The 24,898-nt window shown below is 56.0% G+C and carries 22 protein-coding genes and 1 other RNA gene; 19 read left to right on the top strand and 4 right to left on the bottom strand.

Annotation, left to right across the window (positions count from 1 at the left end):
- Positions 1–9 precede the first annotated feature (9 nt).
- Positions 10–1,641, bottom strand: a complete 1,632-nt coding sequence (locus ACW5W7_RS03665) for a carboxyl transferase domain-containing protein (RefSeq protein WP_456500803.1) — start codon at positions 1,639–1,641, stop codon at positions 10–12.
- A complete protein-coding gene (locus ACW5W7_RS03670) occupies positions 1,638–2,786 on the bottom strand; it encodes an isovaleryl-CoA dehydrogenase (RefSeq protein WP_349922105.1) in 1,149 nt (382 codons plus the stop codon). Before ACW5W7_RS03670 ends, ACW5W7_RS03665 begins: the two co-directional genes overlap by 4 nt.
- A 281-nt stretch (positions 2,787–3,067) precedes the next feature.
- Here ACW5W7_RS03670 and ACW5W7_RS03675 point away from each other — a divergent pair, with 281 nt between their 5' ends.
- The 19 genes from ACW5W7_RS03675 (at position 3,068) to ACW5W7_RS03765 (ending at position 23,481) form a co-directional block, all read left to right on the top strand.
- Complete coding sequence (locus ACW5W7_RS03675; RefSeq protein WP_456500804.1) at positions 3,068–4,591, top strand: CoA-acylating methylmalonate-semialdehyde dehydrogenase; 1,524 nt, start codon at positions 3,068–3,070, stop codon at positions 4,589–4,591.
- Between the two features lie 37 nt (positions 4,592–4,628).
- Complete coding sequence (locus ACW5W7_RS03680) at positions 4,629–5,786, top strand: acyl-CoA dehydrogenase family protein (RefSeq protein ID WP_456500805.1); 1,158 nt, start codon at positions 4,629–4,631, stop codon at positions 5,784–5,786.
- Between the two features lie 29 nt (positions 5,787–5,815).
- Positions 5,816–6,622 carry an enoyl-CoA hydratase gene (locus ACW5W7_RS03685; RefSeq protein ID WP_456500806.1) on the top strand — a complete coding sequence of 269 codons (807 nt, stop codon included), beginning with the start codon at positions 5,816–5,818 and terminating at the stop codon, positions 6,620–6,622.
- Between the two features lie 56 nt (positions 6,623–6,678).
- Positions 6,679–7,812, top strand: a complete 1,134-nt coding sequence (locus tag ACW5W7_RS03690) for an enoyl-CoA hydratase/isomerase family protein (RefSeq protein WP_456500807.1) — start codon at positions 6,679–6,681, stop codon at positions 7,810–7,812.
- A gap of 35 nt (positions 7,813–7,847) precedes the next feature.
- Positions 7,848–8,771, top strand: coding sequence for a 3-hydroxyisobutyrate dehydrogenase (gene mmsB, locus ACW5W7_RS03695; RefSeq protein ID WP_456500808.1), 924 nt, complete (start codon positions 7,848–7,850; stop codon positions 8,769–8,771).
- 187 nt (positions 8,772–8,958) lie between these two features.
- Complete coding sequence (locus tag ACW5W7_RS03700) at positions 8,959–9,720, top strand: SDR family oxidoreductase (protein ID WP_456500809.1); 762 nt, start codon at positions 8,959–8,961, stop codon at positions 9,718–9,720.
- 379 nt (positions 9,721–10,099) lie between these two features.
- On the top strand, positions 10,100–11,536 hold the full coding sequence (gene arcD / locus ACW5W7_RS03705; protein ID WP_456500810.1) for an arginine-ornithine antiporter: 1,437 nt from the start codon (positions 10,100–10,102) through the stop codon (positions 11,534–11,536).
- Positions 11,537–11,628: 92 nt separating this feature from the next.
- Positions 11,629–12,417: a sulfite exporter TauE/SafE family protein gene (locus ACW5W7_RS03710; RefSeq protein WP_349922113.1), complete on the top strand. Its 789-nt coding sequence runs from the start codon at positions 11,629–11,631 to the stop codon at positions 12,415–12,417.
- Between the two features lie 101 nt (positions 12,418–12,518).
- Positions 12,519–12,615, top strand: an RNA gene (gene ffs, locus ACW5W7_RS03715) — signal recognition particle sRNA small type.
- 228 nt (positions 12,616–12,843) lie between these two features.
- A complete protein-coding gene (locus tag ACW5W7_RS03720) occupies positions 12,844–13,398 on the top strand; it encodes a TnsA endonuclease N-terminal domain-containing protein (protein WP_198497311.1) in 555 nt (184 codons plus the stop codon).
- Positions 13,391–15,265: a Mu transposase C-terminal domain-containing protein gene (locus tag ACW5W7_RS03725; protein ID WP_279473640.1), complete on the top strand. Its 1,875-nt coding sequence runs from the start codon at positions 13,391–13,393 to the stop codon at positions 15,263–15,265. The genes ACW5W7_RS03720 and ACW5W7_RS03725 overlap by 8 nt, the downstream gene beginning before the upstream one ends.
- Positions 15,265–16,272 (top strand): TniB family NTP-binding protein, encoded by a 1,008-nt coding sequence (locus ACW5W7_RS03730; RefSeq protein ID WP_088821969.1) that lies wholly within the window; start codon positions 15,265–15,267, stop codon positions 16,270–16,272. The genes ACW5W7_RS03725 and ACW5W7_RS03730 overlap by 1 nt, the downstream gene beginning before the upstream one ends.
- 106 nt (positions 16,273–16,378) lie before the next feature.
- Positions 16,379–16,708 (top strand): helix-turn-helix domain-containing protein, encoded by a 330-nt coding sequence (locus tag ACW5W7_RS03735; protein WP_088821970.1) that lies wholly within the window; start codon positions 16,379–16,381, stop codon positions 16,706–16,708.
- Positions 16,709–16,803: 95 nt separating this feature from the next.
- Complete coding sequence (locus tag ACW5W7_RS03740; protein ID WP_088821971.1) at positions 16,804–17,091, top strand: hypothetical protein; 288 nt, start codon at positions 16,804–16,806, stop codon at positions 17,089–17,091.
- A gap of 162 nt (positions 17,092–17,253) precedes the next feature.
- A complete protein-coding gene (locus tag ACW5W7_RS03745; RefSeq protein ID WP_088821972.1) occupies positions 17,254–18,486 on the top strand; it encodes a TniQ family protein in 1,233 nt (410 codons plus the stop codon).
- 5 nt (positions 18,487–18,491) lie between these two features.
- Entirely contained in the window at positions 18,492–20,594 is a 2,103-nt protein-coding gene (locus ACW5W7_RS03750; RefSeq protein ID WP_279473641.1) for a hypothetical protein, read from the top strand.
- A 4-nt stretch (positions 20,595–20,598) separates the two neighbouring features.
- Positions 20,599–21,642, top strand: a complete 1,044-nt coding sequence (csy3, locus tag ACW5W7_RS03755; RefSeq protein ID WP_157668945.1) for a type I-F CRISPR-associated protein Csy3 — start codon at positions 20,599–20,601, stop codon at positions 21,640–21,642.
- On the top strand, positions 21,639–22,259 hold the full coding sequence (gene cas6f / locus ACW5W7_RS03760; RefSeq protein ID WP_088821975.1) for a type I-F CRISPR-associated endoribonuclease Cas6/Csy4: 621 nt from the start codon (positions 21,639–21,641) through the stop codon (positions 22,257–22,259). The genes csy3 and cas6f overlap by 4 nt, the downstream gene beginning before the upstream one ends.
- Before the next feature lie 967 nt (positions 22,260–23,226).
- Entirely contained in the window at positions 23,227–23,481 is a 255-nt protein-coding gene (locus ACW5W7_RS03765; RefSeq protein ID WP_113995280.1) for a helix-turn-helix domain-containing protein, read from the top strand.
- A 99-nt stretch (positions 23,482–23,580) separates the two neighbouring features.
- Here ACW5W7_RS03765 and ACW5W7_RS03770 read toward each other — a convergent pair whose 3' ends face one another.
- Positions 23,581–24,351: an SMODS domain-containing nucleotidyltransferase gene (locus tag ACW5W7_RS03770; protein ID WP_279473804.1), complete on the bottom strand. Its 771-nt coding sequence runs from the start codon at positions 24,349–24,351 to the stop codon at positions 23,581–23,583.
- A gap of 13 nt (positions 24,352–24,364) precedes the next feature.
- Positions 24,365–24,886 (bottom strand): SLATT domain-containing protein, encoded by a 522-nt coding sequence (locus ACW5W7_RS03775; protein ID WP_113995282.1) that lies wholly within the window; start codon positions 24,884–24,886, stop codon positions 24,365–24,367.
- Between the last annotated feature and the right edge of the window lie 12 nt (positions 24,887–24,898).

Consider the following 24,898-nt stretch of genomic DNA (forward strand, 5'->3'; position numbering starts at 1 on the left):
ATGCGCTCCTTACATCCGGAAGATGCCGTACTGCTCGGGGCCAATCTCGGCTCCCTGACAGGCGGCCAGGGCCAGGGCCAGCACGGTGCGACTCTGGGCGGGGTCGATGACGCCGTCATCCCACAGCCTTGCACTGGCGTAGTAGGGGTGCCCCTGCCGTTCATACTGTTCTATCACGGGGGAACGGATGGCCGCAGCCTCCTGTTCACTCAATGTCTTTCCCTCGCCCGCCAGCTTGTCACGACGCACCTGCACCAGGACGCCGGCGGCCTGCTCACCTCCCATCACCGAGATGCGGCTGTTGGGCCAGCTGAACAGAAAGTCGGGCTCATAGGCGCGGCCACACATGCCGTAGTTGCCGGCACCGAAGCTGCCGCCGACGATCAGGGTGATCTTCGGCACCCGGCTGCAGGCCACGGCGGTGACCAGTTTGGCACCGTGCTTGGCAATCCCCTCCTTCTCCGCCGCACTGCCCACCATGAAGCCGGTGATGTTCTGCAAGAAGAGAAGCGGGATCGCGCGCTTGTTGCACAGCTGGATGAAGTGGGCGCCCTTCTGGGCGCTGTCGCTGTGCAGCACTCCGTTGTTGGCGAGGATCCCCACCGCCATGCCCTGGATGCGGGCAAAGCCGGTGACCAGGGTGGTACCGAACAGCGCTTTGAACTCGTCAAACACTGAACCATCCACCAGGCGGGCGATGAGCTCCCGGGCATCGTAGGGGCGCTTGAGATTGGTGCCCACCAGGCCGTAGAGATCCTCGATGGGGTAGCGGGGCTCTTCGAAGGCCGGTTGGGTGTCCTGATTACCAGTCCCCGGGTCGCTCATCCCCAGGTTGCTGACCCCCAAGTTGCTAACCAAGGTGCGGGCGATGGCCAGCGCATGGGCATCGTCCTCGGCCAGGTGATCCGCGACCCCGGAGTGGGCACAGTGGACCTGGGCGCCGCCGAGGGCCTCGGCGCTGATGGTTTCCCCCGTGGCCGCTTTGACCAGAGGGGGGCCCGCCAGGAAGATGGTGGCCTGGTTCTTGACCATGATGGATTCGTCCGCCATGGCGGGCACATAGGCGCCGCCGGCGGTGCACAGGCCCATCACCACGGCGAGCTGGGGGATGCCCTGGGCCGACATTCGGGCCTGGTTGTAGAAGATGCGGCCAAAATGCTCCCGATCCGGGAAGACCTCGTCCTGCATGGGCAGGAAGGCGCCGCCGGAATCCACCAGATAGAGGCAGGGCAGGTGCAGCCGCGCGGCGATGGCCTGGGCCCGCAGGTGTTTTTTCACCGTGAGGGGGTAGTAGGTGCCCCCCTTGACGGTGGCATCGTTCACCACCAGCAGGCAGAGCCGACCCGAGATACGGCCAAGCCCGGTGATGATGCCAGCGGCGGGCACGGCCTCGTCATAGACCTGCCAGGCGGCCAGCGCCGAGAGCTCAAGGAAGGGGGAGCCGGGGTCGAGCAGCCGATCGATGCGCTCGCGGGGCAGCAGCTTGCCGCGCACCCGGTGGCGGGCCTGATTGGCGGCGCCGCCGCCAAGGGCAATTTCGTCCAGGCGGGCATGCAGATCCTGGACCTGGGCCGCCATGGCCGCGTGGTTTTCGGCAAATTCAGGGCTGGCCCTGTCGAGGCGAGAGAAGAGGCGGCTCATGCTTGCTCCCCCATCAGCTCGCGGCCGATGAGCCAGCGACGGATCTCCGAGGTGCCGGCGCCTATCTCGTAGAGCTTGGCGTCCCGCAGCAGGCGGCCGGTGGGGTATTCGTTGATGTAGCCGTTGCCGCCGAGCAGCTGGATGGCATCCAGTGCCATCTGGGTGGCATTCTCGGCGGCGAGCAGGATGGCGGCGGCGCAATCCTTGCGACTGGTGTGACCCAAGTCGCAGGCCGTGGCCACCGAATAGACCAGGGCGCGGCTGCTGGCGAGGCGCGTGTACATGTCGGCCAGCTTGCCCTGCACTAGCTGGAATTCGCCGATGGCCTGGCCGAACTGTTTGCGCTCGCGCACATAGGGCAGCACCACATCCATGCAGGCCTGCATGATGCCGAGGGGTCCCGCCGCCAGCACCACGCGCTCGTAATCGAGCCCGCTCATCAGCACCTTGACTCCGCCGTGCAATGGGCCGAGCAGATTCTCCTTGGGCACCTTGCAATCCTCGAACACCAGCTCGCAGGTGCTGGAGCCGCGCATGCCGAGCTTGTCGAGCTTCTGGGCCGTGGTGAATCCCGGCGTGCCCGCCTCGACGATAAAGGCCGATATCCCCTTGGGGCCGGCTGATGCGTCCGTCTTGGCGTAGATGACGAAGGTGTCCGCATCCGGCCCATTGGTGATCCACATCTTGTTGCCGTTCAGCAGAAAGTGATCACCCTTGTCTTCTGCGATGAGACGCATGGCGACCACGTCGGAGCCGGCACCGGGTTCGCTCATGGCCAGTGCCCCCACGTGCTTGCCGCTGACCAGATCAGGCAGGTAGCGCGCCTTCTGATCAGGGGTGCCGTGACGGTGGATCTGGTTGATGCAGAGATTGGAGTGGGCGCCGTAGGAGAGGCCGACCGAGGCGCTGGCGCGGCTCACCTGCTCCATCACCAGCACATGGGCGAGATAGCCGAGGTCCACGCCGTCATAGGCTTCCGCCACCGTGATGCCATGCAAGCCCAGCGCCCCCATCTGGGGCCAGAGATCCCGGGGAAAGGCGTTGCTTCTGTCTATTTCCTCGGCGCGGGGGGCGATCACTTTCTGGCAGAAGGCCTCGACCTGTTCGGTCAGGGCCTGGAGGGTTTCATCCATCAGGGCATGCATCCTTGCTCTCCTTATCAAGCGGTCATGGGCGGACCGTGTTCCCCGGGGTCATCTCAGAAGAGGGAAATACTGGTCAGTCCATCAATGAATCAAGTTTACGTTAGCGTAAACGTAAATGAATTGTTAGTCTAAGGTAAATTCGTTGGCCGCCAACCGCAAGGGGATATCCAGGGAGACGGTCGAATCCAGGGAGTGAGGAAGATGATCAACAACTGCAATCGGCAGGGAGCCCATGGAACCAGGCTTCACATCCAGATCGCCGTCAACGGGAGGAGGGCGTCATGAGTCAGCACAGCGGTCACCCGCAGACCCGGTACGGGGATCTGCCCCTTCATATCGGTGGAGAGGCTTATGCTTCCGCCAGCGAGCAATGGATAGAGGTCACCAATCCGGCAGATCAGAGCCTGCTCGCGCGGGTGCCCAAGGCCACCCCGGCCGAGCTGGAGTTGGCAGTGCGTACAGCCCACGATGCCTATCTGCTGTGGCGAGAGGTGCCAGCCTCCGAGCGGGCGCGCGTCATGTTCAACTACCAACATCTTCTCAAAGTCCATCACGACGAGCTGGCGGAGCTGCTGGCGCAGGAGACCGGCAAGAATCTGGCGGATGCCAAGGGGGATGTGTGGCGCGGCATCGAAGTGGTGGAGCAGGCCTGCGCCATCGCGAGCCAGACTCTGGGTGAGACCATGGGCAACGTGGCGCGCCGGGTCGACGGCCACTCCTGGGTGCAACCCCTCGGTGTGTGCGTCGGGATCACCCCGTTCAACTTCCCGGCCATGATCCCGCTCTGGATGTTCCCGCTGGCGGTGGCCTGCGGCAATGGCTTCGTGCTCAAGCCTTCGGAGCAGGATCCCCTCACCCCCATGCGGCTGGCGGAGCTGTTCGCCGAGGCAGGGGCACCCAGGGGCATCCTCTCCGTGGTGCACGGCGGTGCCGAGCAGGTGGATGCACTGCTCGCCCACCCGGATGTGAAGGCGGTGAGCTTCGTGGGGTCGGCCCGGGTCGGCGCCCATGTCTATCGCACCGCCACCTCCCAGCTCAAGCGGGCACAATGCTTCGTCGGCGCCAAGAACCACATGGTGATCATGCCGGATGCCAACAAGGCGCAGGTGCTCGGCAACCTGGTGGGCGCCGGAGTGGGCGCCGCTGGCCAGCGTTGCATGGCCATCAGCGTGGCGGTGTTCGTCGGGAGCGCGCGGGAGTGGATCCCGGAGCTCGCCGCCGAGTTTGCCAAGGTGAAACCGGGGATCTGGCACGATCCAGAGGCCGCCTATGGCCCCTTGATCAGCCCGGAGGCGAAAGTAAGGGTCGAGGGCTTGATCGAGGCGGGGATCGCCGAGGGGGCCGAGTGCCTGCTGGACGGGCGTTTTTGCGACGTGCCGGGTTACCCGGTGGGCAACTGGGTGGGGCCCACCCTGTTTCGCGGCGTGACCCCAGAGATGCGTATCTATCAAGAAGAGATCTTCGGCCCGGTGCTGGTGTGCCTCGAGGTGGCGAGCCTGGACGAGGCGCTCGCTCTCATCAACGACAATCCCTATGGCAACGGCACCTCCATCTTCACCGGTTGCGCCGCCGCGGCCCGCAAGTTCCGCCACGAGGTGGCGGTAGGCCAGGTGGGGATCAACGTCCCCATCCCGGTGCCGCTGCCGTTTTTCTCCTTCACCGGCTGGCGCGGCTCCTTCTACGGGGATCTGCACGCCTACGGCAAGCAGGCGGTGCGTTTCTACACCGAGACCAAGACGGTGACCGAACGCTGGTTCGATGAAGACATCCCGAGCGGCCCCAACATGACCATTCACCTGCGTTGAGCGGTGTCACGACCAAGACAAGAAGGAAGCAAACAAGATGGATTTTACGCTGACCGCGGATCAACAGGCCTACATGGAGGCTGCCAGCGCCTTCGCCGAGGAGGCACTCAAGCCCCATGCCGCGCGCTGGGACAGGGAGCATGAGTTCCCCGTCGCCACCATCAAGGAGGCGGCGGCGCTCGGTTTTTGCGGTCTCTATACCCCTGAGCAATTCGGTGGACTGGCCCTGCCGAGGCTGGATGCCAGCCTCATCTTCGAGCGCCTCGCCATGGGGTGCACCTCCACCACGGCTTATTTGACCATCCACAACATGGTGAGCTGGATGCTGGGCTCCTGGCTGCCTGCCGAAGTGGCCGAGGAGTGGGTGCCGAGGCTCGCCAGCGGTGAGCTGCTGGGCTCTTACTGTCTCACCGAGCCGGGAGCAGGATCGGACGCGGCGGCCCTCAAGACCCGGGCCGTGCGCGATGGCGAGGATTACCTCATAGATGGCAGCAAGGTCTTCATCTCCGGGGCGGGCAGTACGGATGTGCTGGTGGTGATGGCCCGCACCGGCGGCGAGGGGGCCAGGGGGATCTCCGCTTTCATGGTGCCAGCCGACATGCCTGGGGTGAGTTATGGCAAGGCGGAGGAGAAGATGGGCTGGAACAGCCAGCCCACCCGGGAGGTGAATTTTGGCGGGGTACGCATTCCCGCTCGTTACCGACTGGGGGAGGAGGGGGAAGGCTTCAAGTTTGCCATGCAGGCCCTGGACGGGGGGCGCATCAACATCGCCACCTGTTCGGTCGGGACCGCCCAGCAGGCGCTGAATGATGCCCTGGCCCATGTGCAACAGCGTCAGCAGTTTGGCCGCCCCATCGGCGAGTTCCAGAGCGTGCAGTTTCGCCTTGCCGACATGGCCACTGAGCTTGCCGCCGCGCGGCTGCTGGTACGCCAGGCCGCCGACAAGCTGGACAGGGGCAGTCCTGACAAGAGTGCCTGGTGCGCCATGGCCAAGCGCCTGGCCACGGATGTGGGTCACAAGGTCTGTGACGAGGCACTGCAACTCTTTGGCGGCTATGGTTATATCCGCGAATATCCGCTGGAGCGTTACCTTCGCGATACCCGGGTGCATCGCATCCTGGAGGGGACCAACGAGGTCATGCGACTCATCATCGCTCGCCGCCTGCTGGCCGATCCCGGCCTGACGCTGGAGTGACGGGCACTGTGACTGACAAGGACAAGACAATGACAAGGATCAGGCTCGAGTATCACGGTCATGTGGCTTACATCACCTTCGATCATCCCCCTGCCAACACCTGGACCCTCGCCAGTTTGCAGGCCCTGCTGCAGATGATGGTGGAGCTGGACAGCCGTCCCGACGTGGTGGCCCTGGTGATCCGCGGGGCGGGGGAGAAGTTCTTCTGCGCAGGCGCTGATCTCAAGATGTTTGCCGACGGCAACCCGGATCACGCCCGCGAAGTGGCGGAGGCCTTTGGCCGCGCCTTCGAGGCCCTTGCCCGCTTCCACGGTGTCAGCATCGCCGCCATCAATGGTTATGCCATGGGAGGCGGACTGGAAGTGGCGCTGGCCTGTGACATCCGTATTGCGGAGGAGCAGGCAAGGATGGGACTGCCGGAGGCCTCGGTGGGGCTCTTGCCCTGCGCCGGCGGCACCCAGCGTCTCACCGAACTGGTGGGGCCGGGCTGGGCCAAACGGCTCATCCTCTGCGGGGAGAAGGTCACGGCCAGCCGGGCGCGGGAGATAGGGCTGGTGGAGGAGGTGGTTCCCCAGGGGCAGGCCTGGGCGGCGGCGGCCCAGATGGCCCAGCAGGTGGAGCGCCAGAGCCCGAGCGCCCTGCGTGCCTGCAAGAATCTCATCAATCAGGGCCGCCTCGGCCCGCGGGATGCGGCCTTGCCACTCGAGCGCAGTCTCTTCCTCGAACTGTTTGCGGATGTGAACCAGCGCGAGGGGGTGGCTGCCTTCCTGGAGAAACGTCCGGCCCGCTGGCACTATGGGCCTTCAACCAAGCCAAATGGAGCCGTGCATGAGTGAGTTAGTCCCGCTGTTTTGCCGCCCCGCGAATGCGTCATTGAATGGGGATGTCTGCCATGGATGAGCCGGTCGACATCACCCTGTATCCCACCCTGGACGGTTATCAGATCGGGGTATTGACCCTCAACAGCCCCGCTTCCCTCAATGCCCTGAGTCTGCCGATGATTGAGCGACTGCAGGTCGCACTCAACGAATGGGAGCAGGATCCCGCCGTGGTCTGCGTCCTGCTGCAGGGGGCGGGGGAGAAGGCATTCTGTGCAGGGGGCGATATTCGCTCCTTCTATTACCAGAAGCAGGCGGCCTGCGAGTCTGAATTGTTTGCCTATGCCCGGGACTTCTTCGAGCAGGAGTATCGGCTCGATCACCGGATCCACGGCTACAAGAAGCCCCTCATCTGCGTGGCGGATGGCATCTGCATGGGGGGCGGGATCGGCCTCTTTGCCGGCGCCGAGTACCGGGTGGTGACCGAGAAGAGCCTGTTTGCCATGCCGGAGGTGACCATAGGCCTCTACCCGGATGTGGGGGCCAGCTGGTTTCTGAGCCGTATGCCGGGGCGGCTCGGCCTCTGGCTCGGTCTCACCGGTGCCCGCTTCAACGGGGCGGACGCTCTGGGCCTTGGACTCGCGGATCACGCCATGGGGAGCCAGGAGCGGGCCACCCTCCTGCCCCGTCTCGCCCGCATCGACTGGGGCAAGGCACCCAAGGATCAGCTGGACACGCTGTTTTCCAACACCCAGGCCGCAGTGGTGTCAGATCTTCCCGCCCCCGTGGTGCTGCCTCACAAAGAACGGATCGATGCTCTGCTGGCGGGGCGCTCCCTGGAAGGCGTGCTGGCCCGGCTCGATAGTGCCCGATTCGAGATTGAGCAGGGGGAAGCAAGTCTGACCCTGGCCAGGGAGACCTGCCAGCGCGGCAGCTCCATCAGTCGTGCCATCCTCTGGCGCCAATATTGGCAGGCCCGCCGCCAATCCCTCGCCGAGGTGTTCGCCGATGAACTGACCCTGTCGGTGAACTGTGTCCTCAGGGGGGATTTCGTGGAAGGGGTGAGGGCGCTGCTCATCGACAAGGACAAGTCCCCTCGCTGGCAGGCACCCCAGTCCGGTACCGAGTGGCTGGATGCCTACTATCGCTGGCCGGAGGGTATCCACCCCTTGCGGGGAAGGCTCGGCGTCGGGAGTGCTGAGCAATAGGAAAGCTGGCGCAATAAAAAATGGAGGAGCAAACAATGACAAGGATTGGGTTTATCGGGCTCGGCAACATGGGGGGGCCCATGGCGGCCAACCTGGCCAGGGCAGGCCACGGGGTGCAGGTCTTTGATCTGGTGCCTGAGAACATGGAGAAGGCGATTGCAGCCGGTTGTATCGCCACCGGCGATGCCCGGGAGGCAGTGAGTGGCAGCGAGGTGGTGATCAGCATGTTGCCGGCGGGGGAGCATGTGCGCGGACTCTGGCTCGGGGAGAGCGCAGGGGAAAAAGGTGGCCAGGATCTGCTGGCCACCCTGCCGGTGGGGGCTCTGCTCATCGACAGCTCCACCATAGACGTGGCCTCGGCCCGTCAGGTGGGCAGGGCGGCGAAGGCGCGAGGCATTCGTTTCATCGACGCACCGGTGTCGGGGGGCGTGGCCGGGGCCACGGCGGGAACCCTCACCTTCATCATCGGCGGCGAGCCGGCGGATTTCGAGGCGGCCAAACCCATCCTGGCCCTGATGGGCCAGAACCTGTTCCATGCCGGCCCTCTGGGGGCGGGGCAGATCGCCAAGATGTGCAACAACATGCTGCTCGCCATCCACATGGCCGGCACCGCCGAGGCGCTGGCGCTCGGAGTCAAGGAGGGGCTGGATCCAGGCGTCCTCTCCACCATCATGGGCAAGAGCTCGGGCAACAACTGGAGTCTCGAGCGCTACAACCCCTGGCCCGGAGTGATGGAGAATACACCGGCCTCCCGTGGCTATCAGGGGGGCTTCATGACCCGGTTGATGGTGAAGGATCTGGGGCTGGCCATGGGGCTGGCCGAACACGCCCACAGCGCCGTGCCCATGGGGGCGCTCGCCCGCAACCTCTTCAACCTGCATGCACAGCAGGGCCAGGGGGGGCTGGATTTCTCCAGCATTCTGACCCTGTATCGGGGCAAAGAAGCGGGTAAAGAGTAAGGGCCTGGGGCGCTCGCCCGCAATCTGTTCAACCTGCATGCGCAGCTGGATTAGGGAAGGTTGGGTTTATTCAGCATCCTCAAACGCGACGTGAACCCGTAGCAGGAGCCAACAGTCGGGCCTCATCGTCCATTCCATCGTTTTCATAACACTGTGCCGTATCGAGCCCCAATTTTGAGGAGTATTCATGGATATCAACAACAGGGTCATCGCCATCACCGGCGCCGGGCGGGGTCTTGGCCGCGCCATCGCCCTCTGCCTCGCGGCCGAGGGCGCCGTGCTGGCGCTTGTCGACGTCAACCGCATGGATCTGGAGGTGACGGAGGCGGAAATACGCAGCCGGGACGGGCGCTGCGCCCTCTTCGTCTGCAACGTGGCCAGTGAAGCCGAGGTGGAGGCGACCTTTGCCGCCATCGAGGAACAGTGCGGCGTCCTGCACGGTCTTATCAACTGCGCCGGCATACTGCGGGACGGCATGTTGATCAAGGTCAAGGAGGGGGAATTAGTGGAGAAGATGAGCCTGGCCCAGTGGCAGTCCGTCATCGACGTCAACCTCACCGGGACCTTCCTGTGCGGGCGCGAGGGGGCGGCCCTGATGGCCCGAAGCGGGCAGGGGGGGGTCATCGTCAACATCTCTTCCATCGCCCGGGCCGGCAATATCGGCCAGAGCAACTATGCCGCCAGCAAGGCGGGGGTGGCCTCCCTGGTGGTGACCTGGGCACGGGAGCTGGCGCGCCATCGGATCCGGGTGATGGGCATTGCCCCCGGAGTGTTCGCCACCGATATGACCGCGGCGATGAAGCCCGAGGCCATGGCGCGTATGCAGCAGGCCATCCCGGTCGGCACCCTGGGGCAGGCCGAGCAACTGGCCCAGACGGTGCAGTTCATCCTCGCCAACAACTATCTTTCCGGGCGGGTGATCGAGCTGGATGGAGGCCTTCGGATCTGACCTGACGGCATGAATGATGTGGACACGCCCCGCCAGTCGGGGCGTTTTTTATGGGGAGCGTTCGGGGGCTTGAGCGCCCGCTTATCGGCGTGAATAGCCATGCAGGTCAGCTTGTTAAAAGGGGGATGAAGTCATGGAAAAGCGTGAAATATCAATGGGTCTCTCTTAATTTGAACCAGCTCACAGGCACCCCGAGTGAGTGCTGTAGAATTGCGCGCGGTCAAGGCGGTGCATGATTGGCGCTACGAAGGATTGCGGTCGGAATAGTCATGCAATATAGTTGCCGCCTTTTTCACGGGGTACGGACTCTTTGCCCCTCCCATGTCGCGCGTCGCATGAATACGGATGCTCTGCCACCGCCTAATCAAACAGGATTGAGATGGACAAGAAACTGGGGCTAGGTGCCCTCATCTCGCTGGTGATCGGCTCCATGGTCGGCGCCGGGGTCTTCAGCCTGCCACAAAACATCGCCGCGCACGCCAGCGCCGGGGCCGTCGCCCTGGGATGGGCCATCACGGGGCTGGGCATGATCTGCCTCGCACTGGTTTATCAGAATCTCTCCATGCGCCGCCCGGATCTCGACGGCGGTATTTTCAGCTACGCCAAGGCAGGTTTTGGCGATTTTATCGGTTTCAACGCCGCCTGGGGTTACTGGTTGTGCCAGCTGCTGGCCAACGTCTCCTACGCCATCGTGGTGTTCAGCGCCCTGAGCTACTTCTTCGACACGCCGGACAACGTCATCTTCGGTGACGGCAACACCCCGGTGGCCATCGTGCTCGCCTCCCTGCTCATCTGGTCGGTGCATGCCCTGGTGCTGCGCGGGATCCAGGTCGCGGCCCTGGTGAACATCGTCACCACCATCGCCAAGATGGTGCCCCTCATCGTGTTCTGCGTCGCCATCCTGCTCGCCTTCAACCTGCAGACCTTCACCCTGGACTTCTGGGGGCAGGGCAACGGTGAACTGGGTTCGGTGATGGATCAGGTCAAGTCCACCATGAAGGTGACCCTCTGGGTCTTCATCGGCATCGAGGGGGCCGTGGTGGTTTCCGCCCGTGCCCGTCATCGCAAGGACGTGGGACGCGCCACCGTGCTGGCCCTGCTCGGTGCCTTGGCGCTCTATGTCATGGTGACCCTGTTCTCCCTCGGGGTCATGAACCAACCGCAACTGGCGGCCTTGAAGAACCCGTCCACCGCCATGATCCTGGAAGCCGTGGTCGGCCCCTGGGGCGCCTGGCTCATCAACATCGGCCTGGTGATCTCCGTGATGGGAGCCCTCTTGAGCTGGACTGTGCTGGCGGCGGAAGTGCCCTACATCGCAGGCAAAACCGGGGTCTTCCCCGAGTGGTTTGCCAAGGAGAACAAGAACGGCTCCCCCAAGGTGTCCCTCTGGTGCTCCACCTGTCTGGTGCAAATCTTCCTCATCATCATCTACTTCCAGAACAGTACCTACCTGGCGCTGGTGAACATCGCCACCTCGGCGGCCCTGGTGCCCTATGTCTTCTCCGGCGCCTATGGCCTCAAACTGGCGCTGAAAGGGGAAACCTACGAGGGCCAACCCCACCAGCGCAGGCGCGATCTGATGCTGGCACTGGTGGCTACCATTTATGGCTGCTGGCTGGTCTATGCCGCCGGGGTGGAATACCTGCTGCTGGTGGCGCTGCTCTACAGCCCCGGCATCTTCATCTACTGGAAGGCGCGCCAGCATCACGGTCTGCGCAGCCTGAACCGGCTGGAGCAGGGGATGACGGCGGTCCTGCTCGGTTGCGCCGTGCTGGCGTTTTACAAGGTGATGGACGGTACCATTCCCTTGCATTAATCGGCACAATGAAGAGATGGCCTGGCGCCATCTCTTTTTTTATGTGCGCGGCGAGATAAAAACGCTGCAGCGCAGACCGATAAGGAATTTTTATGCTGTTCTTGGGATATCTGGTGTTGGGGGCCTTCGCGGGCATGTTGGCCGGTCTGTTCGGTATCGGTGGCGGGCTCATCATCGTCCCCGTACTGGTGCTGAGCTTCCATGCGCAGGGAGTCTCTCCCGACATCATCACCCATCTGGCGCTGGGCACCTCCCTGCCCACCATGATTTTCACCGGGATAAGCTCCCTGCGGGCGCACCGGGAAGCGGGGGCGGTGGACTGGACCTTGATCCGCCGGCTGGGAGCGGGCATGCTGATCGGCGCCTGGCTCGGCGGCATGACCGCCAACCTGCTGAGCGCCAGCACCCTCAATATCATCATCGGCTGCTTTGCCTGGACCATGGCCCTGCAGATGGGGCTCAACCTCAAGCCCAAATCGGAACGCACCTTGCCCGGCCCGGTCGGCACCGGCATTGCGGGCACCATCATCGGCTGGCTGTCGGCGCTCTTTGGCATCGGGGGGGGCTCCATGACGGTGCCTTACCTGACCTGGAACAGCGTACCGATGCGCAATGCCGTGGCGGCGTCCGCCGCCTGCAGCATCCCCATCGCGCTGGCGGGGAGTCTCAGCTACCTCTACGCCGGTTGGGGTCATGCCGACTTGCCCGAGTGGAGTCTGGGCTTCATCTACCTGCCGGCTCTGCTCGGCATCATACTCACCAGTACCCAGTTTGCCCGGATCGGTGCCCGCCTGGCCCACCGCCTCCCGCCTAAGCGGCTCAAGCAGGCCTTCGCCTTGCTGATGCTGCTGATTGGGACAAAGTTCATGCTATTTAGCTGATTTATTGGCAAATTGCCGAAAAAGCAGGCGAACGGTTCAGCCATGGGCAGAAAGCCGTTGCATTGGCAGGCCAGTTTGCCTATTCTCCTCGCCGGTGGTCCTATTGGTCCTCTCGCATTGATAACCCGTCGACCTGGTCAGGACCGGAAGGTAGCAGCCAAGGTGGGGGACTCGAGTGCCGGGATGTGGCTGGTAGGGCCACCACTTTTGTTTGTAGTTCATGTCGTCTAAACCATAAGTTGACATATCTAAACCATAAGTTGACATGATCTTGCATCATAAGCTGACATAGCCTAAACCTGTAGTAAAGTAACAACAGGTTGGTGGTGTGTTATGTACCGTCGGCATCTCAAGCACTCCCGCGTAAAAAACCTCTTCAAGTTTGTCAGCGCTAAAATGAACACTGTATTTACAGTGGAATCGGCTTTGGAGTTCGATACCTGCTTTCATCTTGAGTACTCTCCTTCTGTCAAATTTTATGAGGCCCAGCCAGAAGGCTTCTATTACGAATTCGCTGGAAGGCAATGTCCCTATACTCCAGATTTTCGTTTAGTCGACCAGAATGACAGTGTCAGTTTTCTTGAAATAAAACCTTCAGATAAAGTCGCTGATCCTGATTTTCTCCATCGATTTCCGCTTAAGCAGCAGAGAGCCATTGAGCTTTCCTCCCCGTTAAAACTCGTTACAGAAAAGCAGATCAGAATTGACCCTATTCTGGGAAATTTGAAATTGTTGCATCGTTACTCCGGCTTTCAGAGCTTTACTCCCCTGCACATGCAGCTTCTTGGGCTAGTGCAGAAGCTTGGTCGTGTATCATTGTTACGGTTATCTGATTCTATAGATGCGCCACCAGAAGAAGTCCTGGCATCAGCCTTGTCATTGATTGCCCGAGGGATCATGCAGAGTGATCTGACGGTACAGAAAATTGGTATTTCCAGTTTTGTGTGGGCTGGCGGTCATTCAGGCATTGACCATGGATAAGCATAATGGTGGATTGTTTGAGGATGAGTTCGTCATTCCTCAACCGTCGACCTCCACTTCCCCCATTGACGCCATTCAAGCTGTTTTACCTGCTACAGTGGATAGTTTTCCTTATGTTCTCAAGGTAGAGGCTCTGCATCGGCGCGACTATATTCTTTGGGTTGAAAAAAATTTGGCAGGAGGCTGGACAGAGAAAAACCTGACGCCATTGCTTGCTGACGCGGCCTTAGTCTTACCGCCTCCCACCCCTAATTGGCGAACACTTGCGCGTTGGAGAAAGATCTATATCCAGCATGGTAGGAAGCTGGTTTCTCTTATTCCTAAACACCAAGCGAAAGGTAACACTCGAAGTCGGCTTCCACCTAGTGATGAGCTGTTTTTTGAGCAAGCTGTCCATCGTTATCTGGTGGGAGAGCAACCTTCAATCGCATCCGCATTTCAACTCTACAGCGATTCTATTCGAATAGAGAATCTCGGTGTTGTCGAAAACTCTATAAAAACTATATCTTATATGGCTTTTTATAACAGAATAAAAAAGCTGCCAGCTTATCAAGTAATGAAAAGTCGAAAGGGTTCATATATAGCCGATGTTGAATTTAAGGCCATCGCTAGTCATAAACCGCCTAGCCGGATTATGGAGAGGGTAGAAATAGACCATACACCATTGGATCTACTTTTACTCGATGATGATTTATTAGTTCCCTTAGGGCGTCCTAGTTTGACATTGCTAATTGATGCTTATAGCCATTGTGTTGTAGGTTTTAATCTGAATTTCAATCAGCCTAGTTATGAATCTGTTCGTAACGCATTGCTCAGTAGCATTTCTAAAAAGGACTATGTAAAAAATAAATATCCATCGATTGAACATGAATGGCCATGCTATGGCAAACCAGAGACTTTGGTTGTTGATAATGGAGTTGAGTTTTGGAGTGCTAGCCTTGCACAGTCTTGTTTGGAACTTGGGATCAATATCCAATACAACCCAGTCAGAAAGCCATGGCTGAAACCTATGATCGAACGGATGTTTGGCATCATTAATCGCAAGCTTCTGGAGCCGATCCCTGGTAAAACCTTTTCCAATATTCAGGAAAAAGGAGATTACGACCCTCAGAAAGATGCAGTCATGCGCTTTTCCACCTTCCTAGAGATTTTTCATCATTGGGTCATCGATGTCTACCATTATGAGCCAGATAGTAGATATCGCTATATTCCAATTATATCTTGGCAACATGGAAACAAAGATGCACCTCCGGCACCTATCATCGGTGATGATCTGACGAAGCTTGAAGTAATCCTGAGCCTCAGCTTGCATTGTACGCACAGGCGAGGCGGCATTCAGCGCTATCATCTCCGCTACGATTCAGATGAGCTGGCTTCTTACCGTATGAATTATCCTGACCAGACAAGGGGAAAACGGAAAGTCCTCGTAAAACTCAACCCAAGGGATATATCTTATGTATATGTTTTTCTTGAGGACCTTGGCAGTTACATCCGTGTCCCATGTATTGACCCTATAGGTTATACAAAAGGCTTGAGCCTACAGGAACATCAAATTAATGTGAAATTACACCGAGATTTCATTAATGAACAAATGGATGTTGTCAGCTTATCCAAAGCACGAATCTATCTAAATGATAGAATAAAAAATGAATTAATTGAGGTCAGGCAGAATATTAGGCAGAGAAATGTCAAAGGAGTCAACAAAATTGCGAAATATCGTAATGTTGGCAGCCATGCAGAAACCAGTATTGTTCACGAACCCAATCATCCGGCCACAAATGAAGTGATTTCGAAAATGGAGAGCGCAAGTCAGCCAGAACACTGTGATGATTGGGATAATTTCACTTCTGGCTTGGAGCCCTACTGATGGATCTATCCTGTCATGATGCAGATAAGCTCAGGTCGTTTATCGAGTGTTATGTCGAGACCCCATTACTGCGGGCAATCCAAGAGGATTTTGATCGTCTTCGCTTTAACAAACAGTTTGCTGGTGAACCACAATGTATGCTGCTAACGGGTGATACCGGGACGGGTAAATCTTCCCTAATCCGTCATTATGCAGCCAAACATCCAGAGCAAGTCAGACATGGCTTTATTCATAAACCACTGCTCGTCAGCAGGATCCCCAGTAGACCGACTTTGGAATCTACCATGGTTGAGCTACTAAAGGATCTTGGTCAATTTGGTAGTTCGGACCGAATCCACAAGAGTTCTGCTGAAAGTCTGACCGAGGCATTGATTAAGTGTCTGAAACGCTGCGAGACAGAATTGATCATTATCGATGAGTTTCAGGAGCTCATCGAAAACAAGACCCGTGAAAAACGCAATCAGATTGCCAATCGGCTCAAATACATCAGCGAAACAGCCAAAATCCCGATTGTGCTGGTTGGTATGCCGTGGGCTACCAAAATCGCTGAAGAGCCACAATGGTCTTCGAGGCTATTGATACGCAGATCCATTCCATATTTCAAATTGTCGGATGATAGAGAAAATTTTATTCGCCTTATTATGGGATTAGCCAATCGTATGCCTTTTGAGACTCAGGCCAGGCTGGAGACCAAGCATACAATTTACGCACTGTTCGCTGCCTGTTACGGTAGCCTACGTGCACTTAAACAGCTGCTGGATGAGTCAGTCAAACAGGCACTGGCTGCTCATGCCGAGACGCTGAAACATGAGCACATTGCAGTGGCATACGCGCTGTTTTATCCCGACCAAGTGAATCCGTTTTTGCAACCGATTGATGAGATCAAGGCTTGTGAAGTGAAACAATACTCGCGTTATGAAATTGATGCAGCAGGCAAAGAAGAGGTTCTAAACCCGCTGCAATTCACCGATAAGATCCCTATCAGTCAGTTACTAAAAAAGCGATAACGTGAAAATTTCCGCTGAGCATTAAAAACTAAGTATTGCTTAGTACACTTGTTCGTATAAGACTAAGAGAATCTTAGCTACCTGATCCTCAGCTAGCAGAGACCCCATGACAAACCCATTACCCATCAGACTCAAAGCAGCAAGAAAGGCGACGGGTCTGACTCAACAGCAGTTGGGGATACGATTAGGTATGGAACAGAGCACAGCTAGCGCCAGGATGAACCAGTACGAGAAGGGGAAACATGCCCCAGACTACCAGACCATGCAACGCATTGCTCAGGAGTTGGGTTATCCGGTGGCCTACTTCTACTGTGATGACGAACTGCTTGCTGAATTGATCTGCATGATGGCAAAGCTGTCAGAGGAGAAACAACGAGAGTTGCTACAGCAGTTGTCTGTCACCGAATATGCGGAATCACGAGATTCTGCGGAGTGACTCGGCCCTGTCGTTTGGTCGGCGAGCCTCCGTTTCGCCCATCAGCCATTCCTATGCTGGGATCGTATAGACAACACTGAGGTTAAGGAGTGCACATGCTGGTGAAAGCGGTGGTTCCAACCGAGCAGGTGGTAGATGTACGCTGCGATATCTGTGGCGAGAGCACGATGATGGCGGGGGAGCAGAACCATGCCACCTTGTCTGCCAACTGGGGGTATGGTTCCCGGCATGACGGGGAGCGGTATGAAGTGCATCTCTGCGAGAGCTGCTTCTTTGAAACCCTTGCGAATTTGCGCCAGTCCCATCGGCAAAACAATATGTTTGCGGATGATTACGAGCCAGCAGATCCCGAGCACTTTGGCCGAGTTGATAACTTGTTCTAGAAACATCGGCGTAATGTCTCCAAGGAGTAGACTGTAAGTGCCACGGGTAGAGGGAAGAGAGTCGGGGTGTGCTGCTGAGCTAAAAGTGTGTCTGCTCGAATGGTGATACCAAGGATATGTGCTACACCTAAAAACTAAGCAATATTTAGTTTTGGTGATCTTATGCATCTTCTTGTTCGACCTGAACCCTTCGCTGACGAGGCATTGGAGAGCTATTTTTTACGCTTGTCCCAAGAAAATGGTTTTGAGCGCTATCGCATCTTCAGCGGCTCAGTTCAGGACTGGCTTCACACGACGGATCATGCGGCAGCCGGGGCATTTCCATTGGAGCTATCAAGGCTCAACATTTTTCATGCAAGCCGATCTAGTGGTTTACGGGTCAGGGCCTTGCAACTTGTGGATAGATTGACTGACGGAGCTCCATTTCGTTTACTCCAGTTGGCACTATGCCATTCGGCCATCAGTTTTGGTAATCACTACAAAGCTGTACACAGGTCGGGCGTCGATATCCCGCTCAGTTTCATTCGGGTTCATCAAATCCCCTGTTGTCCAGATTGTTTGCGCGAGTCAGCGTATGTGCGTCAATGCTGGCACTTCAAACCCTATGTTGGATGCCATCGTCATGGTGGGAGATTGATTTATAGTTGCCCAGCCTGTGGTGAATCCCTTAATTACCTGGCCAGCGAATCGATAAATCATTGCCAGTGTGGCTTTGATTTACGTACAGCATCAACGGTCCCGGCCCAGCCCGATGAAATCCAATTGTCGGCATTGGCCTATGGTTGTTCATTTGAATCGTCCAATCCGCTGTTAGCCATAGGCTCCCTGAGTGCGCGATTTGGAGCTCTGTATTGGTATCAGCAGCGTTACCTCAGTGATCATGAGGCAGTGCGTGACGACAGGGCCCTTACAAAAGCCATCGGCCACTTTACTGCATGGCCTGACGCTTTCTGGCGGGAGTTACAGCAGATGGTGGATGATGCATTGGTCAGGCAAACCAAGCCGCTGAATCATACCGATTTTGTGGATGTTTTCGGGAGCGTAGTGGCTGATTGCCGTCAGATCCCAATGCGCAATACGGGGCAGAATTTTATACTCAAAAATCTGATCGGTTTTTTGACCGACTTGGTCGCCCGCCATCCTCAGTGCAGGGTCGCAAATGTAGGAGATCTTCTGCTCTCAGCAGTAGACGCCGCAACGTTGTTATCCACCTCTGTTGAGCAGGTTCGCCGTTTACACCATGAGGGATTTTTGCCGCTGTCTATCAGACCGGCTAGCCGAAATACGGTATCGCCTCATCGGGCAGTGTTTCACCTCCGACACGTAGTCGAGTTACGCCAGGCGCGTATGCAGTCCCATCATGATCACAGTTCAACCTATCTACCTGCATGGTGACGATAATGCATATCGAGGAGCTATTGGACATTGAGGATCATGGTGAGCGCGACAGACAGTTAAGACGCTATCTTGCTCCCTATTCTGCGGAGATAGGTGTCGATGGTGCAGAGAAAATGGCATTGGTTGTGCTGCTGAATCTGACGCTCAAACGCGATAGGGTAGAAAGTCTGTGTGATGAGGGTCTCGCCAGGCAACTTTTGAGCGATGAGGGGCACATCACGAATTGCCTACATACGGTTCGCTGGCTGCACACTCACAATCTGAAATATCCTGATGCTCGGGTCAGTGGTGAGCGGCTCATAATAAATGCACCACCGCTGATCCCGGGTGTTATCAGCAGCGCAGGTTTACCCATGAGAATGGGCTGGGCCCATGATAGTTCTGATATAAACCTTGCCAAGCTTTTTGGCACTTCGTTTCGATACCGCGATGACAGCACTAATCTGGCATTACAGCTAGTAGCCAGGAGTAAGACGTGGGAGCAGGCGTTGATAGGGTTAGGGTTGACGCAACAGCAACTTGATATCTGGTGCCAGTTGTTAGCGAGTAATTTGGAGAACAACACGTTCCCGACTGTAGTGAGTCCCTTTTCAAAACAGGTGCGTTTTCTGTACCAGGGTAATTACTGCGTAGTCACACCCGTCGTCAGCCATGCACTGCTTGCCCAGCTACAAAATGTGGTTCATGAAAAGAAATTGCAGTGTACCTATATACATCATGATCATCCGGCCAGCGTAGGGAGTCTGGTCGGTGCCCTTGGTGGCAAGGTAGCTGTACTCGATTACCCTCCGCCAGTTAGTCCGGACAAAGCCCGCAGTTTCTCACAGGCCCGCAAACATCGGCTGGCAAATGGCCAGAGTCTGTTTGATCGCTCGGTTTTCAATGACCATGTGTTTATTGATGCGCTGAAGCATGTGATATCTAGGCCAGGGTTGACCCGAAAACAGCAGCGGCAATTGCGGCTATCGGCCCTTCGCTACCTGCGGCGCCAATTGGCGTTATGGTTAGGACCAATAATAGAGTGGCGGGATGAGATAGTGAGCAGTGGGCGTGGGGAGCCTGGTAACCTGCCATCAGGGGGGTTGGAGCTGGAGCTCATCACCCAGCCCAAAAAAATGCTACCTGAGCTCATGCTACAAGTGGCAGGCAGATTTCATCTTGAACTGCAAAACCATTCAGCAGGTAGGCGCTTTGCGTTTCATCCCGCGTTGATGGCACCGATTAAAAGTCAGATTTTATGGTTGCTCAGGCAGTTAGCGGACGATGAGGAAAAGGATGAGCCACACCCTCCAACATCTTGTTACTACCTGCATTTGTCAGGCTTAACCGTTTACGATGCCTCAGCTCTGGCAAATCCCTATCTGTGCGGTATTCCGTCGCTCTCAGCGTTGGCTGGATTTTGTCATGACTATGAACGTCGATTGCAGTCATTGATCGGCCAATCGGTTTATTTTCGAGGGCTGGCTTGGTACCTAGGTCGTTACAGCCTGGTGACTGGGAAGCATCTACCTGAGCCTAGCAAATCGGCGGATCCTAAGTCTGTTTCAGCCATCCGTCGTCCCGGCCTACTTGATGGGAGATACTGTGATTTGGGCATGGACTTGATTATCGAGGTACATATCCCAACTGGTGGATCCTTGCCATTCACAACTTGCCTTGATTTGCTGCGAGTGGCGCTGCCTGCTCGCTTCGCAGGAGGGTGTTTACATCCACCATCGCTGTATGAAGAGTACAACTGGTGCACTGTTTACCAAGATAAAAGTACGCTGTTTACCGTGTTATCTCGATTGCCACGATATGGGTGTTGGATATACCCGTCTGATGCCGATCTACGCAGTTTTGAGGAACTCAGTGAAGCATTAGCACTAGACCGTCGATTACGTCCGGTTGCGACTGGTTTTGTCTTTCTTGAAGAACCCGTTGAGCGGGCTGGAAGTATCGAAGGCCAGCATGTCTACGCAGAATCTGCAATTGGTACGGCACTCTGTATCAACCCCGTTGAAATGAGGCTAGCAGGCAAAAAACGGTTCTTTGGCGCTGGCTTTTGGCAGTTGAATGATGCGAAGGGGGCTATCCTGATGAATGGTTCAGCAAACACGGGGTAAATGCATGGAACTGTGCACTCATCTCAGCTATAGCCGCTCGCTATCTCCCGGCAAGGCGGTGTTTTTCTACAAAACAGCAGAATCTGATTTTGTACCGCTGCGGATCGAAGTGGCAAAGATTAGCGGGCAAAAATGTGGCTACACGGAGGGGTTTGACGCCAATTTAAAGCCGAAAAATATTGAGCGATATGAACTGGCATACAGCAACCCCCAAACGATCGAAGCGTGTTATGTTCCCCCGAACGTTGATGAGCTGTATTGCCGTTTTTCGCTCAGGGTAGAGGCCAATTCAATGCGGCCGTATGTTTGCTCCAACCCTGATGTTTTGCGCGTGATGATCGGGCTGGCGCAGGCCTACCAGCGACTCGGTGGATACAATGAATTGGCCCGCCGCTACAGCGCTAACGTGCTGAGGGGAATCTGGTTGTGGCGCAATCAATATACCCAAGGAACCAAAATCGAGATCAAAACTTCGCTGGGTTCCACATACCATATCCCAGATGCTCGTAGGCTGAGTTGGTCGGGCGATTGGCCAGAATTGGAACAAAAACAACTAGAGCAGTTGACTAGCGAGATGGCGAAAGCTTTGAGTCAGCCCGATATTTTCTGGTTTGCCGATGTAACAGCCTCCCTGAAAACGGGTTTTTGCCAAGAAATCTTCCCCAGTCAAAAATTTACCGAACGACCAGATGATCACAGCGTGGCAAGCCGCCAGCTAGCTACTGTCGAATGTAGCGATGGTCAGCTAGCGGCCTGTATCAATCCGCAGAAAATTGGTGCTGCACTGCAAAAAATTGATGATTGGTGGGCAAATGACGCAGACCTGCCGTTGCGAGTACATGAGTATGGAGCCAATCACGAGGCGCTAACAGCATTGCGTCATCCTGCAACCGGCCAGGATTTTTATCACTTGCTAACAAAAGCAGAGCAGTTTGTCACCGTTCTGGAGTCGTCTGAAGGGGGTGGGGTTGAGCTACCTGGAGAAGTTCACTATTTGATGGCTGTCTTAGTGAAAGGTGGATTGTTTCAGAAAGGGAAGGGGAGATGACCGAAAACCGTTATTTTTTTGCTATCCGTTACCTATCTGATGATGTTGATTGTGGCCTGTTGGCAGGCCGTTGTATATCAATACTCCATGGTTTTCGCCAAGCCCATCCTGGTATCCAGATCGGTGTAGCCTTCCCAGAGTGGAGTGATAGAGATCTCGGTCGTTCTATCGCCTTCGTCAGTACGAACAAATCCTTGTTGGAACGGTTTAGAGAGCGGTCCTATTTTCAAGTGATGCAGGCGGATAATTTTTTTGCGCTCAGTCTTGTGCTGGAGGTGCCAGATACCTGCCAGAATGTCAGGTTTATTCGTAACCAGAATCTGGCAAAACTGTTTGTAGGAGAGCGGAGGCGACGACTAGCCAGAGCTAAACGTCGGGCAAAGGCACGAGGCGAAGCATTCCAACCCCATATGCCAGACGAGACTAAGGTGGTTGGGGTTTTTCATTCAGTTTTTATGCAAAGTGCCAGCAGTGGACAAAGTTACATTCTGCACATCCAGAAGCATCGGTACGAGCGAAGCGAAGACAGCGGGTATAGCAGTTATGGACTGGCATCCAATGATCTCTACACGGGATACGTTCCAGACCTGGGAGCGATTTTTTCAACTCTTTTTTAGAATGGTCTATCCTTAGCAAGGTAAAACAAGCAGTTAGAGAAACACGCAGAATGATGGTCAAATTACAGCGATGCTATTTTTCCCTTTTCATTCAAAGTATTACGTTTGCATGCGCACAGTGAACTGCCGTATAGGCAGCCAAGAAACGGAAGGGGAGGGCACCCTGCTTATTGATAATGTGAACTGCCGTATAGGCAGCCAAGATTAGGACTGGAAGAAATCATCCAAGTTGGGGACTATATTCTGCCGTAGAGGCAGATATTATTATGTAGCCCAGCCTTATGGCTGGGCGTTTTAATTTTGGGGAAGGAGTAAAAGTTATCAAATATGCAGAGCAATAGCTGAAACTGGTACAGTTTTCCGAGGCCCCGTAGTTACTCAATGAGGGTCTAAATTCATTGGGTCAAAGTGATTCTTGGTTGGCGATTCTGTAAGTTTTGATTTCTTAAGTTTTTGTCTCTCTAGAAACAGGTAGAGGGAGGCTATACCGAACAAAGTCATAAACGCGTAAAATAAGGCAAGAATGACAATGCTATTCATGTGTACCCTCGGCATTTAGTTGCTATCACCGAACAGTTCAAGACTGGTACAAAGTGATTTTCTAGGTTCAGTTCATTCTTCTTCACTTTGAGTCATTTGGCAATACTGCTATACTGTCCTTGCAGCCCTAGATTCAGTCCTCTCCCAGCAACCATACTGGTGATGACACTAGGTTCGTTCTAGCCCTGTTATGCAGGGCTACCTCAATTTAACGACAAACCCGCCACTAGGCGGGTTTGTCGTTTCAATGTGAGAGAGATTGCTGTTGCTCTGTACCTAGTGGGTCAATTTTTAGTCGGCATTGATAGTTCGATAAAATACCTCCTTTAACGTGTAAAGAGTGATTACCTGCCAAAGCGTGTAATTATTGAAATACCTGTTATAGCGTGTACATTGAGAGGGTGTCAGCAATCGGGTATGTCGAATCATGAAAGTAACCAGCGCTAAGCAACTAAGCGCCTATCTCAAGGATGCTAGGTGTTTGCAAAAACAGTCTCAGGGCAAAGTGGCCGACAAGGTCGGTATCAGGCAAGACACTGTCTCCAGTTTTGAGCTCAATCCCGAGTCAACCAAGCTGGGTACCTTGTTTAAGATCCTCGCAGCACTGGAGTTATCCCTCGATATCAAACCCCGCACCGATCCACCAGAGAGCCCTTCGTCAGGCTGGAAAGGGGAGTGGTAAGCCTGTGGGTGTACATGAATGGATACCATGTGAGCTCCTTTACCAAGACAACTATCGGTGCCCGCCAATTCCAATACGATGAAAGGCATGTATTCCTCCTCAAAGTCGGAACAGCTTTTTGATTTCGTTCTCTGCCGTCACCGGCATCTCATCCTTTTCATACTGACGAACATTGGCCACGATGGTTTTCGCGCGCGTGATTTCGTTGTTCACCCTCTGAGGGTATGAGGGGCTCGTATTCAGATTGTCGATGACTGCGAAGAAATAGTCCTTCTGGTTTGTCTGAAACCAGAAGCTCAGGCCGCAGACCCATTTCTCCATTTCGAAGGAGGAGCGAAACGGAAAACCTGCGGTCGCATTCCAGTACTTGAACAGCCGAATGGACGGCTTGATCAGCGATTTGTTCTCTTTGTTCTTTGTCTCAAGCGTTGCATTGAAATCATTCGGGTTGGTCGTCATCCAGCCGCCATAGCCATCCGGAATCTGCAACTCGCCAAGCCACGTCATTGTAGCGGGCACGAGGTCGAACTTGATGTGGTTCAGTTCCAAGACGATTGTTGGACTGGACTGGCGGATCTCCGAAGAGTGGTAGTACTTTTCAACGAAAGCCTTTAGCCGGTTCAGATAGGTCTGTGGCGTGGCGTTGTTCTCGCTGAACACGATCATGTAATCGATATCCGAACGCTCGTCCATAGAGCGCGGTAAAATGGTCCCCCGCGTCGATGAGCCGAAGCGGAAGTGCTGTTTGAACACACCGTTGGCGAAATGCTGACCAATTCGAGTTTGCAGCGTAGAAATCGAGGTCGTGATAGACGACTGCTCGGTAGCAGACAGCACAGCACTGCTGGCTGTGTCCGTCAGAAAACTCAATACCGATATTCTGTCATTTCTCCTTGTCCACTTTGTGGGTAGCTTCGCCTTCCTCGATGCCTTTGCGTGCAGCGACAAATGCGCGCCGTGGAATACTCGGGCTCTTCTGGTTCAGCTCATTGCGTGCAGAGGAGAGAGCCTTCAATCTCTCAGGAAACTCTCCCAGCCGATCGATCTCAAGTAGTTCGATCTCACGAAAAAAACGGGCTTCATTCCGAAGAGCCAAAAATTGTCCGGCAGCTGCCCGATGCATTGCTGCGCGCTCGTTGGGCTTGAGAAAGGTCATCAACCCCGTCAGTAGCGACGCCAGCAAGGTGAAAGCACTGGCCCACTCAGGTTGGCTTTTGACTAGCGCGGCACCTGCAATTGCACCTAGAGCGGTTGCTGGCACACCGAGCCAGTAGTTGCGCTGAACCCATGTGTCTTCGGCATTGAAATGTCCCTTGCTCGAATACATGGCGTCTTCTTCTAGTCGCTCAGCCTCTCTGTAAAGCGCAGAAATTTTGATTTGATCCTCTGTAGATATTTCGGTCATCGCGCCCTCCCA

It is taken from the genome of Aeromonas intestinalis (genome assembly GCF_054052485.1).